At 65.0% G+C, this 15,134-nt stretch carries 12 protein-coding genes and 1 pseudogene; 3 read left to right on the forward strand and 10 right to left on the reverse strand.

The genetic code is table 11. From position 1 onward, the window contains the following. Positions 1-136 precede the first annotated feature (136 nt). Positions 137-1,174, reverse strand: a complete 1,038-nt coding sequence (locus E3O45_RS14705; protein WP_166789520.1) for a LacI family DNA-binding transcriptional regulator — start codon at positions 1,172-1,174, stop codon at positions 137-139. Between the two features lie 124 nt (positions 1,175-1,298). On the opposite strand from E3O45_RS14705, the gene E3O45_RS14710 reads away from it, so the two are divergent. Beyond that, positions 1,299-2,117 (forward strand): shikimate 5-dehydrogenase, encoded by an 819-nt coding sequence (locus tag E3O45_RS14710; protein ID WP_134444085.1) that lies wholly within the window; start codon positions 1,299-1,301, stop codon positions 2,115-2,117. Positions 2,118-2,222: 105 nt separating this feature from the next. On the opposite strand, the pseudogene E3O45_RS14715 reads toward E3O45_RS14710, so the two are convergent. Next, positions 2,223-3,390, reverse strand: a pseudogene (locus E3O45_RS14715) (cystathionine gamma-synthase). Between the two features lie 23 nt (positions 3,391-3,413). Further along, positions 3,414-4,778 carry a cystathionine beta-synthase gene (locus E3O45_RS14720; RefSeq protein ID WP_134444087.1) on the reverse strand — a complete coding sequence of 455 codons (1,365 nt, stop codon included), beginning with the start codon at positions 4,776-4,778 and terminating at the stop codon, positions 3,414-3,416. 269 nt (positions 4,779-5,047) lie between these two features. Between E3O45_RS14720 and E3O45_RS14725 the strand changes: the two genes are divergently transcribed. Together E3O45_RS14725 and E3O45_RS14730 are read left to right on the forward strand one after the other, a co-directional pair. Then, entirely contained in the window at positions 5,048-5,728 is a 681-nt protein-coding gene (locus E3O45_RS14725; protein ID WP_134444088.1) for a DUF3105 domain-containing protein, read from the forward strand. A gap of 25 nt (positions 5,729-5,753) precedes the next feature. Then, a complete protein-coding gene (locus E3O45_RS14730; protein WP_134444090.1) occupies positions 5,754-6,446 on the forward strand; it encodes a DUF305 domain-containing protein in 693 nt (230 codons plus the stop codon). Between the two features lie 127 nt (positions 6,447-6,573). Here E3O45_RS14730 and E3O45_RS14735 read toward each other — a convergent pair whose 3' ends face one another. From E3O45_RS14735 to E3O45_RS14765, 7 genes are all read right to left on the reverse strand, one after another. Then, a complete protein-coding gene (locus E3O45_RS14735) occupies positions 6,574-7,371 on the reverse strand; it encodes a DUF6454 family protein (protein ID WP_134444091.1) in 798 nt (265 codons plus the stop codon). Continuing rightward, positions 7,371-8,921: an inositol monophosphatase family protein gene (locus E3O45_RS14740; RefSeq protein WP_134444093.1), complete on the reverse strand. Its 1,551-nt coding sequence runs from the start codon at positions 8,919-8,921 to the stop codon at positions 7,371-7,373. Before E3O45_RS14740 ends, E3O45_RS14735 begins: the two co-directional genes overlap by 1 nt. Continuing rightward, positions 8,918-9,994 carry an ABC transporter ATP-binding protein gene (locus E3O45_RS14745; RefSeq protein WP_134444094.1) on the reverse strand — a complete coding sequence of 359 codons (1,077 nt, stop codon included), beginning with the start codon at positions 9,992-9,994 and terminating at the stop codon, positions 8,918-8,920. The genes E3O45_RS14740 and E3O45_RS14745 overlap by 4 nt, the downstream gene beginning before the upstream one ends. A gap of 37 nt (positions 9,995-10,031) precedes the next feature. Beyond that, positions 10,032-10,877, reverse strand: coding sequence for an ABC transporter permease (locus tag E3O45_RS14750; RefSeq protein WP_241985382.1), 846 nt, complete (start codon positions 10,875-10,877; stop codon positions 10,032-10,034). Beyond that, the gene (locus E3O45_RS14755) at positions 10,877-11,818 is read right to left on the reverse strand and encodes an ABC transporter permease (RefSeq protein WP_241985383.1); all 942 of its coding nucleotides are present in this window, start codon (positions 11,816-11,818) and stop codon (positions 10,877-10,879) included. Before E3O45_RS14755 ends, E3O45_RS14750 begins: the two co-directional genes overlap by 1 nt. Then, positions 11,815-12,972 (reverse strand): extracellular solute-binding protein, encoded by a 1,158-nt coding sequence (locus tag E3O45_RS14760; protein WP_134444096.1) that lies wholly within the window; start codon positions 12,970-12,972, stop codon positions 11,815-11,817. Before E3O45_RS14760 ends, E3O45_RS14755 begins: the two co-directional genes overlap by 4 nt. Before the next feature lie 244 nt (positions 12,973-13,216). After that, positions 13,217-15,124 (reverse strand): ABC transporter ATP-binding protein, encoded by a 1,908-nt coding sequence (locus E3O45_RS14765; protein ID WP_370450384.1) that lies wholly within the window; start codon positions 15,122-15,124, stop codon positions 13,217-13,219. Positions 15,125-15,134: the final 10 nt, after the last annotated feature.

The raw sequence follows: 15,134 nt of genomic DNA on the forward strand, positions 1-15,134 counted from the left end.
TTGCTGTGTGTTTATGTTAGCGGCATTGGGACACACTGTGTCAACAGCGACTGTGTCTCGTTTGAATAACGCTCGAAATCGCGCATCCCGCCGATCGAAATCGCTACAAAGGATCGATCGACCCGCAGGCCGACCCTCAGAATGCCGGGCGCGCGGTCGAGCCGCGAACGATGAGCTCCGGCATGATGGCGCCCTGATTTTCCGCGGTGGTGCCCGCGATGTTGGCCAGCAGCAGCGCGACGCAGCGCCGGCCGAGCTCGGCGAAGTCCTGGCGCACCGTCGTGAGCGGTGGCCAAAAGTGAGCCGCCTCCGGGATGTCGTCGAAGCCCACGATGCTCACGTCGCGGGGGACCTCGAGCCCGGCTTCCCGGATCGCGTGCATGAGGCCAAGGGCCATCTGGTCGTTGGACGAGAAGATTGCAGTGAAGTCCCGCACGTGCAGCAGTTCGCGCCCGGCGTGATAGCCGAATTGCGCAGTCCAGTCGCCGAGGATCGGCGCCGTGGTCGGAACTTCCCTGGCCCCCATCTCCTCCAGGAAGCCGTGCATGCGAGCCTCGGCCTCGATCCAGTCCTGCGGCCCGGCGAGATGATAGATGTCACGGTGCCCGAGGTCGATGAGGTGCCGAGTGGCCAGTCGTGCACCGGCGATCTGGTCCACGGTGAGGGCGTTGACGCCCACGTTCCCGGAGGACTGCAGCGTCACGAACGGCACATCGATCGACAGTAGCTTGAGGGCATTGAACACCTGCACCTGCGGTGCGATCACCACGATCCCCTCCACGGACTGGGACATCAGGTGGTCGACGGCCGCCGCGATGGACCCGGGCTCCCCACGATTGAGGTTCGCCGTGTTCACAAAGTATCCGGCGTCCCGCGCCGCGTCCTGGATCGCGGCGATGCTGCTCGCCGGGCCGTATTCGGCGCTCGACGCGGACAGCACACCGATCGTGCGGGATCGTCCGCGCGAGAGTGCGCGGGCGGCCCGATTGGGCCGGTATTGCAGTTCTTCGATGACCGCGAGCACCCGGGCTTTGGTGGAGTCGCGGATGCTGGCGTGATTGTTGAGCACGCGCGATACCGTCTGGTGGGAGACCCCGGCGAGGCGCGCGACGTCGCGGATGCTCGGCGCACGCTCTTTCGTTGAGTCGTCCGACACGGTCACCCCCGAAGTCATGTGCACGGTCACAATTTGGCCCGCGGTTACATTATGCAGGCACAGACCGCGATGTGACAGTCACATTGTGACGGTCACATTCGCCCGGCCCGACTCGTGTCGCAAAGCACGGCACACTGGAGTTATGCCCATTCTCAACAAAGACATGACCCTGTGCATCTCACTCGCGGCCCGCCCGAGCAACCTGGGCACCCGGTTTCACAACTATCTCTACGAAGAATTCGGCCTGAACTACATTTACAAGGCCTTCGCCCCGGTTGATCTGGCGAATGCGATCGCCGGCGTGCGCGGATTAGGCATCCGCGGTTGCGCCGTGTCGATGCCCTACAAAGAAGACGTCATCGCTCTCATCGATGAAATGGATGCCTCGGCGTCGGCCATCGACTCGGTCAACACGATCGTCAACAACGCGGGGCACCTCACGGCGTACAACACCGACTATTCCGCAGTGCAGCGTCTGCTCGCCGAGCACGCCGTGCCGCGGAACTATTCGGTCATTCTGCGCGGCAGCGGCGGCATGGCCAAGGCCGTCGCAGCGGCCCTGCACGATGCCGGGTTCGCCCAGGGCACGATCGTGGCACGCAACGAGGGCACCGGCCGGGCGCTGGCCGCACTCTACGGTTACGACTGGGCACCCGAGGTCGGCCCGCTCACCGCCGACCTCATCGTCAACGTCACGCCGGTGGGTATGACCGGAGGCGCGGCATCCGCTGAAACGTCATTTCTGCCCGAAACGATAGCGGGGGCACGCCTGGTCTTCGACGTTGTGGCCTCCCCCGCCGAAACTCCGCTCATTCTGGCGGCGCAAGCGCTCGGCAAGCCGGTCATCACGGGAGCCGAGGTCGTCGCGCTGCAGGCCGAGGAGCAGTTCTTTCTCTACACCGGCATCCGCCCAACTCCCGATCAGGTGCGCCGGGCCTCCGCTTTCTCCCGCGAGCCCTGACCCCGCTCTCTGCACCGGACCGGGCCCGGGCCCGGAAAGCGGGCCCATGATCGATCATGGGCCCGCTTTCCTAACCTGGGCCCGCAACAAACGCGTCGGTCCAGATCAGGCCCCGGGCAGCGCACCCTTCAGATCAGCGATGAGGTCCTCGACGTCTTCGATTCCGACCGAGAGGCGAATGATATTGTCGGGCACCTCGAGCTCGGTCCCGCGCACCGAGGCGTGCGTCATTTCCGAGGGGTAGTTCACGAGCGACTCCACGCCGCCAAGCGATTCGGCCAGCTGGAACAGGTGCATCGACTCGGCGAACTGGCGCGCGGCCGCGGCGCCACCGGCGAACGCGATGGAGATCATGCCGCCGAAACCGGACATCTGCTTCTTGGCCAGCTCGTGCCCCGGATGGCCGGGCAGCCCCGGGTAGTAGACCTGCTCGATGGCTGGGTGGCCGTCGAGAAATTCGGCGATGGCCTGGGCGTTCTTGCAGTGCCGTTCCATGCGCACCGAGAGTGTCTTGATGCCGCGGACGGTCAACCAGGAATCGAGCGGGGCCGNACCAGGAATCGAGCGGGGCCGACACCGGCCCGGCCGCGAACTGCAGAAACTTGGCCTTCTCGTGCAGCTCGTCATCGTTGATGATGAGCGCGCCGCCGAGCACATCAGAGTGGCCGCCAAGATATTTCGTGGTTGAGTGTACGACGACGTCAGCGCCGAAGGCAAGCGGATGCTGCAGGGCCGGCGACGCAAACGTGTTGTCGACGATCGCGATGACACCGTGCCGGTGCGCGATCTCGGACAGTGCCGCGATGTCGCTGATCTTCATCAGCGGGTTGCTCGGCGTCTCCACCCAGAGGATTTTGGTTTCGGGGCGGATGGCCGCCTCAACCGCCGCAAGGTCGCTCATCTCAACGGTCGTGTTGAGCACGCCCCAGGCTCCGTGCACCTGGTTAATGAGCCGGTGGGTTCCTCCGTAGACGTCGTTGCCGAGCACCACGTGGTCGCCCGGCTTGAGGATGGCGCGCAAAATGGTGTCTTCCGCAGCGAGACCGCTCGCGAACGACAGACCGTGCTTGCCGCCTTCCAACGCGGCTAGCAGGGATTCGAGCCCGGTGCGGGTGGGGTTGCCGCCGCGGCTGTACTCGTAACCGCCGCGCAGGTTGCCGATGCTCTCCTGCACGTAGGTGGAAGTCTGGTAAATCGGCGGAATGACGGCGCCGGTCGTCGGGTCGAATTCCTGACCGGCATGGATGGCGATCGTGTCGAACTTGTTAGCCATGGGTGCTCCCTGTGTAGAAATGATTAGACGCTCAGGTAGCTGAGCAGGTCATGCCGGGTGATGACGCCGAGTGGTTTGCCGCCGTCCGTCACGAGCAGCGCGTCGTGAGTGGCGAAGGCGGCGCGGGCGGCAGCGACGGGCTCGTTGACGCCGATCAGTGGCAGCGGCACGCCCACGATCGCCCCGATCCGGTCGGTGAGCTGCGCGTCGCCGGAGAAGACCCGGTCCATCAGAGCTCGCTCATCGACCGAGCCAAGCACCTCCCCCATGACGACGGGCGGCTTGGCGCTCAGCACGAGCAGCTGCGACACACCCTGGCTGGTCATGGTTTCGATGGCGTCACGCACGGTGTCGCTCGGGTGCACATAGACCAGAGCCGGCAGTCGCCCGGTCTTCGATTCGAGCAAATTGGCGACCGTGTGACCGGCGGGGGCTGCGCTGAAACCGTAGCTGCGCATCCACTTATCGTTGAAGATCTTGCCGAGATAACCGCGACCGCCGTCGGGCAGCAGGACCACGATGGTGTCGTCGGGTCCGAGCTTTTCGGCTGCACGCAGGGCGGCAACGACGGCCATTCCGCTCGAGCCGCCGACCAAAATTCCCTCTTCGAGCGCGAGCCGCCGGGTCATCGCGAAGGAGTCGGCGTCGGAGACGGCGATGACCTCGTGCACGACGGCGGGATCGTAGGCGCCCGGCCAAAAGTCCTCACCAACACCCTCGACCAGGTAGGGCCGGCCGGTGCCGCCGGAGTAGACCGAACCTTCAGGGTCCGCTCCGATGATGCGCACGGCGTCGTTCGACACCTCCCGCAGGTAGCGGCCGGTTCCGGTGATGGTGCCGCCGGTGCCGACTCCGGCGACGAAGTGCGTGACCGTGCCGTCGGTGTCGCGCCAGATCTCGGGGCCGGTGGTCTCGTAGTGACTGAGCGGGCCGTTCGGGTTGAAGTATTGGTTGGGCTTGAAAGCACCCGGAATGTCCCTGGCCAGCCGGTCCGAGACGCTGTAATACGATTCGGGGTCCTCCGGTGAAACGGATGTCGGCGTCACCACGATCTCGGCGCCGTATGCCGTGAGGACGTTGCGTTTGTCCTCGCCGACCTTGTCCGGCAATACGAACACGCACTTGTAGCCGCGCTGCTGCGCCACCAGGGCCAGGCCCACCCCGGTATTGCCGGAGGTGGGTTCGACGATCGTGCCGCCGGGTTTCAAGAGTCCATCGCGCTCGGCCGCGTCGATAATGCGCACCGCGATACGGTCCTTCGCCGAGCCGCCCGGGTTGAGATATTCCAGCTTCACCAGCACCGTCGCGGTCAATCCCGCGGTGACCTTGTGGAGTTTGACCAGCGGCGTGTCACCGATGAGGTCGAGAATGGTGTTAGCGATTTTCATGGGAATTCCTTCTGTCGAGCCGCACGCCAGTGGGCAGGCGCGGCCTCGGGTTGCACCGGCGCGGCGCGTTCCGGACGGTGGCCGGGCGCGTTCGTGGAGGGTCGGCTAGCGACAGCAGCAACACGACGAGTGAACGGGCACTCCTCCACTCTAACGGGCGGCGAGACCTGGCGACCAGCCTGAGAAATGTCTGTGAGAGCGAGATCAGAGGGAAGCTGCAGGGGCGACTGGTACGTTCGATTGGAAGTAGTTCCCACAGAGAGGCCGTCGTGACCCCCCAGCCCGGATCCCCAGTCAATAAAGCGTCGATCAAGGAAGAGCGTGCTGCGAAGCGCGCGAAGAAGCTGGAGGAATATCACCGCCAGCAGAAGCGCAGCAAGCGCAACCGACGGATCGGCATCATCGGTGGCTCGGTCGCCGCGGTCGCTGTCATCGCCCTCTTGGTGGCCACTTTTGCGCTCGCCCCGAAAGCGGCGAACTACGCGGGCGGCGGCGCCGGCGATGCGTCGACGATCGACGGCGTGGAGACCTTCACTAACACGGCCGGACACGTCGAAACGGCGGTGACCTACGAGCAGACGCCGCCCGCCGGTGGCGAACACGCCCCGGCCTGGCTCAATTGCGGCGTGTACGACCAGGTGGTTCCGAGCGAGAACGCCGTGCACTCGCTCGAGCACGGCGCAATCTGGGTTACCTATGACCCGTCGATCTCCGACGCGGAGCTGGACACGCTCAAGGCCGAACTTCCTTCCACCTATGTGGTTCTCTCGCCCTTCGACGGGATTCCGGCGCCGATCGTGCTCAGCGGCTGGAATTCTCAGCTGCAGATCGACAGTGCCGACGACCCCCGCATCGGTGAATTCTTCACCGAATTCTGGAAGAGCACGAACGTGCCCGAAGACGGCGCCTCCTGCTCGGGCGCAATCGACGCCCCCGGCAAGGTTTCCTAGAGCACGGGACAGCGTGCAGCCCCTAATGCCTGCGCGACCAGCGGATGCCCCACCGTCGCGACCGCGCCGCACCCTGATTCGTGCGATCGCGGCATCCGTTCTGGTGACGGCGCTCGTAGTCGGAGCCGTGGCTTTCTCAATCGGCAGATTGAGCACGATCGTCGACGCGACGCCCGAGACGACGAGCGCCGAGGCCGGCTTCGCGCGGGATATGCAGGAGCACCACAACCAGGGGGTCGAACTCGCCCTGATCATCCGCGATCGGACCGATGATGAACCGGTGCGGCTGCTCGCCTACGACATCGCCACGACGCAGGCCAAGCAGAGCGGGCAGATGTCGGGCTGGCTCGCCGTGTGGGGGCTGCCGCAATTCGCCCCGGAGCCGTCGATGACCTGGATGACCCGACCCGGGCTCTCCGGCGAGACCCACGACGGACCGCACACGGCCGGTTCCGACGCCGTGCACGTCGCCGGCGACCCAATGCCGGGGCTCGCTACGCCCGCACAGATTGCGGCGCTCACCGCGGCATCCGGCGTTGAAGCTGAACGCGAGTTTCTGGTCATCATGATCGCCCATCATCAGGGTGCGATCGAGATGGCTGAGGCGGTGCTGGACCGCAGCACGAACGCGACCGTGCAGTCGTTTGCGACCTCGGTCGTGCTGAGCCAGGAGTCCGAAATCGATCTGATGACCGGGATGCTCGCCGACCGTTCGTAGCCCTCCCCGGTGCGCGCCGGGCGGTCGGTGCGCCTCCGTGCGACGGGCGCCGGGGCCACCCTATGAACCGGGGCCCAGTCTATGAACTGAGCCCACGTTCCGGGTCCGGGCCCCGTGCACGATGGCGTCAGGGGGTGGCGCGATAGGTCAGAATTTCGGTGCCGTTGCCTTCGTCGTCGTCGTCAGGGGCCACCCGAATCGTCACGCAGCCCGAGTCGAGCGAGATCGAGAACGGGTTTCGAGTGACCGTATGCCCGGCCGTCGAGTACAGGCCGATTGGAAATTCCCGAGCGATCGTGCGCTGTGCGGTATCGATGAGTGCCAACCCGCCCAGCTCAAAGGCTCCGGATGCCCCGCTCAGCACCGCGATTCCGCTCGCGGCGATGAGACCCTCACCGAGAAAGCGGCAGTCCTGGTAGTCGATGAACCCGCTCGGATTCGGCCAATACGCGACCAACGCCCCAGCAACAGTCCAGGTGTAGAAGAACCGTGAGCCCCAGCTGGCGCCGTGCACGAGGCCATTCACCCGGTCGCAGACCACCCAGCTCACGTGGTCGGCGACCCGAAAGCGCTCCCGAACCTCGCCGGACGCCGGGTCGATCGTCATAATCATGCTCTGGCCGCCCGGGCGGTACTGCGCCACCGACACCCATACCGAACTGCCGTCGAAGTCGATGCCGCCCGGGTGGTACATCTCGCCGTCGCCCACGATCACATCCCGCTGCAGCGCTCCGCGCTCGTCGATGATGAACACGTGACCCACTCCACGGGTTTCGGCCTGAATCTCCACCGAAGACAGAAAGGTGAGTCCCGCGGCGAAGGCCAGCCCCTGCGGGTGGAAGGTGGCAAAGTCGAGCGGTAACCGATCGACCAGGTGCCAGGGCGTCTGCCGGTCGAGGCCGTCGAGTGCGTCGAGTGCGGGCATCAGCTCGCGCGTACGGCGGCGCGCCACAGGCCATACACTTCCGTCGCGGCCTCGGGGGCGGCCACCACGATGCCGCCGCGCCGAGGAAACGCGTTCGGAATCCCGTCTTCGTCAAGCACGACGCCACCGGCCTCCTGCACGATCAGGGTGCCGGCCAGATGGTCGACGGCGCTGAACTGGCCGATCACCGAGGCGGCTCCCCGTCCGGCGGCGATTCCCACGACGGTCAGCGTGGCTGAGCCCATCACCCGCATGATGCTGAACCGCTCGCCCAGCGCGGTCAGGAGTTCGATCATGCCCGGCCACGGCAGGTGCCCGGCGAGTTCCGTGTTTACGACCCGTCCGGCCAGCGACAGTGGTCCCTCGCCGGCTCGGGGCAGCGCCAGGGCAGCGCCATTGAGCCGGGCGCCCTGCCCGGCCACCGCTTCGAACAGGTCGCCGCGCCAGGGTTCGGACACGACGGCGACGTAGGGAACGTGATCCACCGCCAGGGCGAGTGAAAACGACGTCCATGGAATCAGGTTGGCGTAGTTTGTCGTGCCGTCGACCGGGTCGAGGTACCAGCACGGCACACCGGCCTGCGCCTCGCCGCCCATTTCTTCGCCGACGAAGTTGTGGCCGGGAAACTTGGCAGCAATCCGCGCGCGAACATGGGCCTCGACGGCAACGTCCACCTCGGTCACGAGGTCGCCGGGGTTCGCCTTGGTCGAAATTGTTCCCTTGTCGGCGGATCGGCTGTAGTCCTGCGCCCAGATCGCGAGTTCCCGGGCAATCGCACTGGCCTCGCGCAGCTCGTCCGCCGAAAACGCCGAAACCGCAGAGAAAGCCGCCGGCTCAGGCCCGACGGCCTCGCGCACGGTCTCGGCGAGCAGAGCCAACCGATTGGAGGTCACGGAATCCACGCCCAGCGCGAGCACCCACCGCATGATCGCGGCGCTATCGATCGTCCAGCAGGCGACCCGCAAGCCCAGAGCATGAATGTCGTCCACGAGCTTTTGGCTGAGCACGACATACTCTGCGTTCACAAAATCCGGCCGGAGCTCATCGAGCAACTCAAGCGGTGGCGCCTCGCGCCGGTCCCACGGCAGCCAGATGCTAGCCGCAGCATCCAGAGAACGGATGCGCCGCATCCCGGCCAAACTTCCACACCATGCGACGTCCAGGCCGCTTTCTCGCACTACGTCAAAAGCCGGTGCGGCCGGCGCTTCCTCGTCCATGTCGATAAGCAGCAGGGCTGGGGAATCTTCGAACAGCTTCAGCGCGTCTCGCAACAACGGGACACGAAGATCGTCGCCGCCCAACAGGGCGACCTGCGCGTAGGTCAGGTCCGAGATGGCGGCGTCGAAGCCCCACAACCGAAGGAGGCTCGCATCGTGCAGCAACACCACCTGGCCGTCACGGGTGACCCGAACGTCGACCTCGACGTAGTCCGCCCCCGCCGCAATCGCCGATCGAATCGCTGCGAGGGTATTCTCCCGAAAATTCTGGGAATCCCCGCGGTGAGCGGTGACAGCGGCGACCCGCTGGGCGGCCGCGCTGGGCGCGCTCATGCCGCCACCCCGGCGGCCGTGAGGAGCCGGCCCTGCCGAAAGGTAAGCGCCTTCTGGATGGCGGCGTGACCGCGATCGCCGGGCGCCGGTGGCAGCCCGGAGGCGAAGGCGCGAAGAGTGGCGTCATCGCGCTTCAGGTAGATTTCGTGAAAATGCCCGTGGGGCACGACGCGCTCGACGACGGCCGGGCGTGCATCGAATGATGCGTGCAGGGTGAACACCACGTCTTCCGGGCGAATGCCGATGACGTCGTCACCGGGCACGACGGCGCCGTTCACCAGCGAACCTTCGATCCGGTTCAGGCTGCCGATAAAGGTGGCGACGAATTCGGTTTCCGGCCGGGAATACAGCTCGGCCGGCCGGCTGAACTGCTCAATCTTTCCGGCGTTCATCACGGCGATTCGATCGGACATCGACATCGCCTCCTCCTGGTCGTGCGTCACGATCAGCGTCGTGATGCCCAGGCGCTGCTGAATTTCACGGATGTCCTCACGCACTTTCACCCGCAGCTTCGCGTCCAGGTTGCTGAGCGGTTCGTCCAGCAACAGCAGCTCCGGCTCCTGCACGAGGGCGCGTGCCAGGGCAACGCGCTGCTGCTCACCCCCGGAGATGCGGGCCGGCCGTGAGTTTTTGTGGTGCAGCAGGTTGACCAGCGCGAGGGCAGCATCCACTCGCTGCTCGATCTCCTTTTTGCCGAGTCGACGCAGTTTGAGGGGGAAGCCGACGTTCTTCACGACCGTCATGTGCGGCCACAGCGCATAGTTCTGAAACACCATGGCACTGGGCCGTTTCTCGGCACCGAGGGCGGACACCTCGCGGTCGTGCACCTGGATCGAGCCGGCGTCGGGCGCGAGGAATCCGGCGATCATGCGCAGGGTCGTGGTTTTTCCACAGCCGGAGGGGCCAAGCAGGGAGACCAGCTCCCCGTCCTGCACGGTCAGGTCGAGATTGTCGATGATGGTGCGACCGCCGAGCACCTTGTGGAGGCCGCGCACGCGCAGACCGCGCGAGCCGCCGGCATCCGTTTCAGGGTGTGTGGGTGTCGTGGAATGTATTTCTTCGATCAAAGTCATGGTCTTCTCTACACTTATTGCGATTGCCGGAGCGGAGCTATTTGATTTGGAATCCCTCGGCGAGCGTGCCGCCGACGATGTGTTTGTGTGCCGCCAGCAGCAGGGCGACCGAGGGGATAGCCAGCAGAATGGAGAACACAGCCGCCACCTGATTCGGGTAGTTGAGCACGAGGGTGTACATCTGCGTTGGCATGGTCATAATGTCGGGTGCGCCAATGAGATAGGTACCCTGCGCCTCGTCGAACGACGCCAGAAACGACATCACCGCGGCCACCAAAATTCCGGGCAGGGCCAGTGGGAAGGTCACGCTGAGGAACACTCGCAGCTTCGAGGCCCCGGCATCGCGCGCCGCTTCCTCGAGGCTGCGTGGCACCGCGGCGAAGGCGGCCGCAGGAATCCAGGTCATGAACACTACGGTTCCCAAAACGTGCACTATCAACACGCCCAGCACGGTACTCATTAGGTTGAACGCGTAAAACAGCGAGGCGATGGTGACGTATAGACCCATTTTCGGGAAGGCGTTGAGGGCGAACAGCCCGATCAGAAAGGTTCGCCGACCCCAGAATTCGTAGCGCGCGAAAGCATACGCGGCCGGCAGACAGATGCAGGCCGACACCAGCACGGTCAACGCGGCGAGCGCGAGCGAATTCTGCACCGCACGGCCGAGCGTTTCGTCGCCGAGCACCACGCTCCACCAGCGCAGGGTCCAGCCGTCCGGGCCGAGGTTGGGGAAGGTCCAGGATTCAGCAAATGCTCGAATGCCCAGCCAGGCCAGCGGGCCAAGAATGAAAACGACCATGAGGACGAAAAAGAGCCCGCTGAGCGGACCGCTGAAGTTGAGCCGCGCTGCGTCCTGGCGCGCGCGCTTGGTGACCATCGTCATCAGACTTTTCCCTGATCCTTTGCTGATCGAAAGTTGGCCCAGACATACGCTGCAGCGATACCGGATGCGATCACAAAGACGATGAAGGCCATCACGACGGATTGCTGTGGCTGGTTGAAGGCCGAGAAATAGTTGGACATGCTCACGCCGAGCATGTTGGGCGCATTGGGCCCGGTGAAGTACGGCACCGTGAAGGAGCCGACCACGCCGATCGCGGTGAACGTGACCGCGATCAGGATCGGTACGAAGGCCATGGGAATGAGAATGGATACGACAATGCGCAGAAACCCGGCACCGGCGTCCCGCGCCGCTTCGATCATGGCGTTGGGAATGGCCTGCAGGCCGGAGGCGATCATGAGTACCGCGAACGGCAGCGAGGTCCACACAGATCCGATCACCACGGCGACCATGGTGAAGGCCCACACCGGTGCCTCGACACCGAACTGCGCAAAGACGCTGCGCACGAAGCCGTCACCGGAGTAGAACGTGACGATTGCCCAGGAGGCGATGACCACCGGTATAAACAGCGGGATGATCGCCAGACCGGACAGCAGCCGGGCCATCCGTCCGTCACGGAGTTTGAGGAACAGCCCGATGCCCAGGGCCAGAAAAATGACGATGACCGTGCTGAGCGCTGTCACGCCGACGGTGACCGAGAGGTCGCGCAGGATGCGGGAGTTCGAGAGCACCTCAATATAGGCCGCCGGTGTTCCCCACCAGTTCTCGGCTTCGTGCACGTTCAGGCCGATCGAGGCGATCACGTGGTTCAGGCCACCGGTCAGGCCGATGCTGAACGCAAATGCCAGGACGATCGGGAATCCCACGAACAGCAGAATCAAAATGATCGGGGGGAGGGCAAGGAAGAAGCCCAACCGGCGACGCGCCACAGCCGGGGTGGCTATGGCGCGTCGCTTTGAGCCCCTGGTCGGGGCGAGAGTCACTGTCCCGGAACTTCCTGATCCCACAGGTTGCTCAAGTCACTGCCCATCTGAGAGAAGTAGCCCTTGCGCAGGTTGCCGGTATCGGCATCCTCGAACTCGTTCTGGATGTCGGCCGAAAGCAGGTCGAGGCTGATTGCAGGGAAGCCGGCGATCTCGTTCACGATCATTTCCTGAGCGTCGGGGGTCAGGACGAAGTTGGCGAGCTTGAGCGCACCCTCCTGGCGTGGGCTGGCAGCCGGAACGCCGAGGTAGGCCGCGCTTCCGGTGAAGGACGGGTCGGCGATCTGCGTGTAGTCCACGGACTCGCCAATCGCGCCGTTCTTCTTGCCGGAGATGAACATGTCGGACCAGACCGGCGCCATCGAGATTTCACCGCTCGCCAGCAGGTCCAGCGTCTGCTGGTTGCCGTTGGGGTAGAAACCATTCTGGTAGATGTACGGGTTCAGGCTGCGGAGTGTTTCGAACCCTTCGGTCCACTCGCTTTCCAGTTCCTTCTCGTAGCCGACGGTCATTTTTGCGCGGGCATCCTCAGAGACGTACTTGTCGAGGACCGTCGCGACGAAGGCCGAGCCGGATCCGCCGGACTTCGGGGAGTTGTAGGTGAATTCGCCCGGGTTCGCCTCAATCCATGCCAGCAGCTCGTCGAGGGTCTTCGGCGGTGTCGGGATGGTGGCGGTGTCGTATGCCAGCAGAACGACGGAGCCGCGGTAGGCGATCCCGCCGGCACCGCCGGCCTCGACGACGTCACCGGGAATGTCATTGAAGGCAGGAATTTCGTCCGCGGTCATCGGCGTCAGCAGTCCGGCCTCGGCGGCCATGGGCACGAATCCGCCGTCAACGAGGTCGAAGCCCGGGTCCTTTTCCTGCTCCGTGGCACTCGTCAGCTTGGCCATCGTCTGGGCATCGTGCTCGCCGTGCAGATCGAGGTTGACCGCGACGGTGTAACCGGGGTTCTCCTCTTCGAAGGCGGGAATGAGGTGGTCTTCCCACAGCGCCTGGATGTTTTCACCGCCACTGATGAGTACCGTGAGGGCCTGATCGGCCGTCCCATCGGTGTCCAGCGATGTTGCGGCGCTGCTCTGCACGCATCCGGCTAAGGCCAGGATCGCGACTGATGCTACGGCTGTGGCGGCAAGGAGCCGAGTTTTTTTCATTACTGTCCGTCTGCTATTTGGGCGATGAGTAAGCCCCAATCTGGGGCACACCCATCTTCCAAAATGCGGGTGACCAGCACATTGCCCGAAGGTAAACAGAAAACGGTGCCCCGTCGACGCGAAGGTGAACGCAGATCCCGTGGCACCGTGCGGGTCGGGCCCACCCTCGGGAACCGGGCCCACCCTCGGGAACCGGGCCCATGATCTATCATGGGCCCCCTTCCCCGGCCCGGGCCCGGGAAGTTTAGGAGGTGGGGCTCGATGTGATCTGGCGGGCGTAGAGGCTGGCGTAGACGGCGCCTCGGGCCAGCAGTTCGGCGTGGGTGCCGCGCTCGACGATGCGGCCGGCGTCGACGACGAAGATCACGTCGGCGTCGACGATCGTCGACAGGCGGTGGGCGATCGCGATGGTCGTGCGGCCGTGACTGGCCGTGTCGAGTGCGGCCTGCACGACGCTCTCCGAGATGGAGTCGAGCGCGCTCGTGGCCTCGTCAAGAATGAGTACCGGCGGGTCCTTCAGCAGCACCCGGGCAATAGCGATGCGCTGCTTCTCGCCGCCGGACAGCCGGTAGCCGCGCTCCCCCACCATGGTGTCGTACTTCGCCGGAAAGGAGTCGATCGTGTCGTGGATGTTGGCGGCGCGCGCCGCCGCGATCAGCTCGGCATCCGTTGCCTCGGGTTTCGCGTAACGCAGGTTCTCGGCGATAGTCGCGTGAAACAGGTAGGTTTCCTGACTGACGATGCCGATGTGCGATACGAGTGACTCCTGCTGCAGGTCCCGCACGTCGACCCCGGAGAACATCACCCGGCCGGCCGAGACCTCGTAAAAGCGCGGAATAAGGTACGAAACGGTGGTCTTTCCGGCTCCGGACGGCCCGACAAAGGCCGCGAACTGGCCCGGCTCGATTGTCAGGGACACGTCGTCGAGGGTCGGGCGGGCGTCGCCGCCGGCATCCGGGTAGGCAAACCGCACGCGGTCGAACTCGACCCGGCCCCGATCGGTGCCGGCCGTCGGCACGAGCACCGCGTCGGGCTTGTCGCTGATCGCCGGCTTCAGGTCGAGGTATTCAAAGATGCGCGCAAACAGTGCTGATGAGGTTTGCAGGTCGAGGGCGACCCGCATGAGTCCGAGCAGTGGAAAGATCAGCCGGGACTGCACGGTCGTGAAGGCCACGATCGTGCCGGGGGTGATCTCGGTCACTCCGTTGAAAACCAGCGCGCCGGCCACGAGGTAGACGATCGCGGGAATCGCCGACAGGAACACGCTCACGGTGGCGAAGAACCACTGGCCGCTCATCTGCTGGCTCACCTGCAGCCGCACCTGGTTGCGGTTCTCCTGCGCATACCGATCGATCTCGTTCTGCTGCCGGGTGAAGCTCTTCGACAGCAGAATTCCCGACACGCTCAGTGTCTCCTGGGTGATCGCGGTCATGTCCGAGAGCGACTCCTGGGTCTTTCCGGCGATGCGCGCCCGCACCTGCCCGACCCGGCGCTGGGCGAACACCAGAACCGGCATCAGCACGACCGCCACGATGGTCAACTGCCAGTTGAGCAGCAGCATCGCCACGAAGGCCGCGATCACCGTGACCGTGTTGCCCAGGATGCTGGAAATCGTGTTGGTCAGCACCGTCGCAACACCGCCGACATCGTTTTGCAGCCGCGACTGAATCACGCCGGTCTTGGTCTTGGTGAAGAAACTCAGTTCCATAGCCTGCAGGTGCGTGAACAGTCGCACCCGCAGGGCGCCCATCACCTTGTTGCCGACGCTCGCGGTGAGCCAGGTTTGCCAGACGCCGAGCAGCGCGTTGACCAGAAAGACGCCGAGCATCAGCGCAACGAGAACGCCAAGCACCGAGAGGTTAGGGGTGTCGCCGGGCGGAAAGAGGCCGTCGTCGAAAGCCCGCTGGGTGAGCAGCGGCGGCACGACCGAGAGGGCTGCGCTGATCAGAACGAGTACGACCGTGACGATGAGGATGTTGCGGTGCGGCGCGAACAGATCGGTGATGCGGGCGAGCAGGTGCGGGATGCGCGGGGCGAGCGCGTTCTCGGCGCGCTGCGCCGCGGTATCCGCTCCACTGACTCGCTTGCGGGGGCGCTCCACCCCCGCCTGCTGCCGCGGGCCGTGGCCAGGGGCCCCGTGCATTCCACTCATGCACTTACTC

It is taken from the genome of Cryobacterium sp. TMS1-20-1 (assembly GCF_004402355.1).
Taxonomy (GTDB): domain Bacteria; phylum Actinomycetota; class Actinomycetes; order Actinomycetales; family Microbacteriaceae; genus Cryobacterium; species Cryobacterium levicorallinum.

Excerpts from the sequence above, each read along its gene's own strand:
- E3O45_RS14705 (WP_166789520.1), bottom strand. The coding sequence starts at position 1,174 with ATGACTTCGGGGGTGACCGTGTCGGACGACTCAACGAAAGAGCGTGCG.
- E3O45_RS14710 (WP_134444085.1), top strand. The coding sequence starts at position 1,299 with ATGCCCATTCTCAACAAAGACATGACCCTGTGCATCTCACTCGCGGCC.
- E3O45_RS14720 (WP_134444087.1), bottom strand. The coding sequence starts at position 4,778 with ATGAAAATCGCTAACACCATTCTCGACCTCATCGGTGACACGCCGCTG.
- E3O45_RS14730 (WP_134444090.1), top strand. The coding sequence starts at position 5,754 with ATGCCTGCGCGACCAGCGGATGCCCCACCGTCGCGACCGCGCCGCACC.
- E3O45_RS14735 (WP_134444091.1), bottom strand. The coding sequence starts at position 7,371 with ATGCCCGCACTCGACGCACTCGACGGCCTCGACCGGCAGACGCCCTGG.
- E3O45_RS14740 (WP_134444093.1), bottom strand. The coding sequence starts at position 8,921 with ATGAGCGCGCCCAGCGCGGCCGCCCAGCGGGTCGCCGCTGTCACCGCT.
- E3O45_RS14745 (WP_134444094.1), bottom strand. The coding sequence starts at position 9,994 with ATGACTTTGATCGAAGAAATACATTCCACGACACCCACACACCCTGAA.
- E3O45_RS14750 (WP_241985382.1), bottom strand. The coding sequence starts at position 10,877 with ATGACGATGGTCACCAAGCGCGCGCGCCAGGACGCAGCGCGGCTCAAC.
- E3O45_RS14760 (WP_134444096.1), bottom strand. The coding sequence starts at position 12,972 with ATGAAAAAAACTCGGCTCCTTGCCGCCACAGCCGTAGCATCAGTCGCG.
- E3O45_RS14765 (WP_370450384.1), bottom strand. The coding sequence starts at position 15,124 with ATGAGTGGAATGCACGGGGCCCCTGGCCACGGCCCGCGGCAGCAGGCG.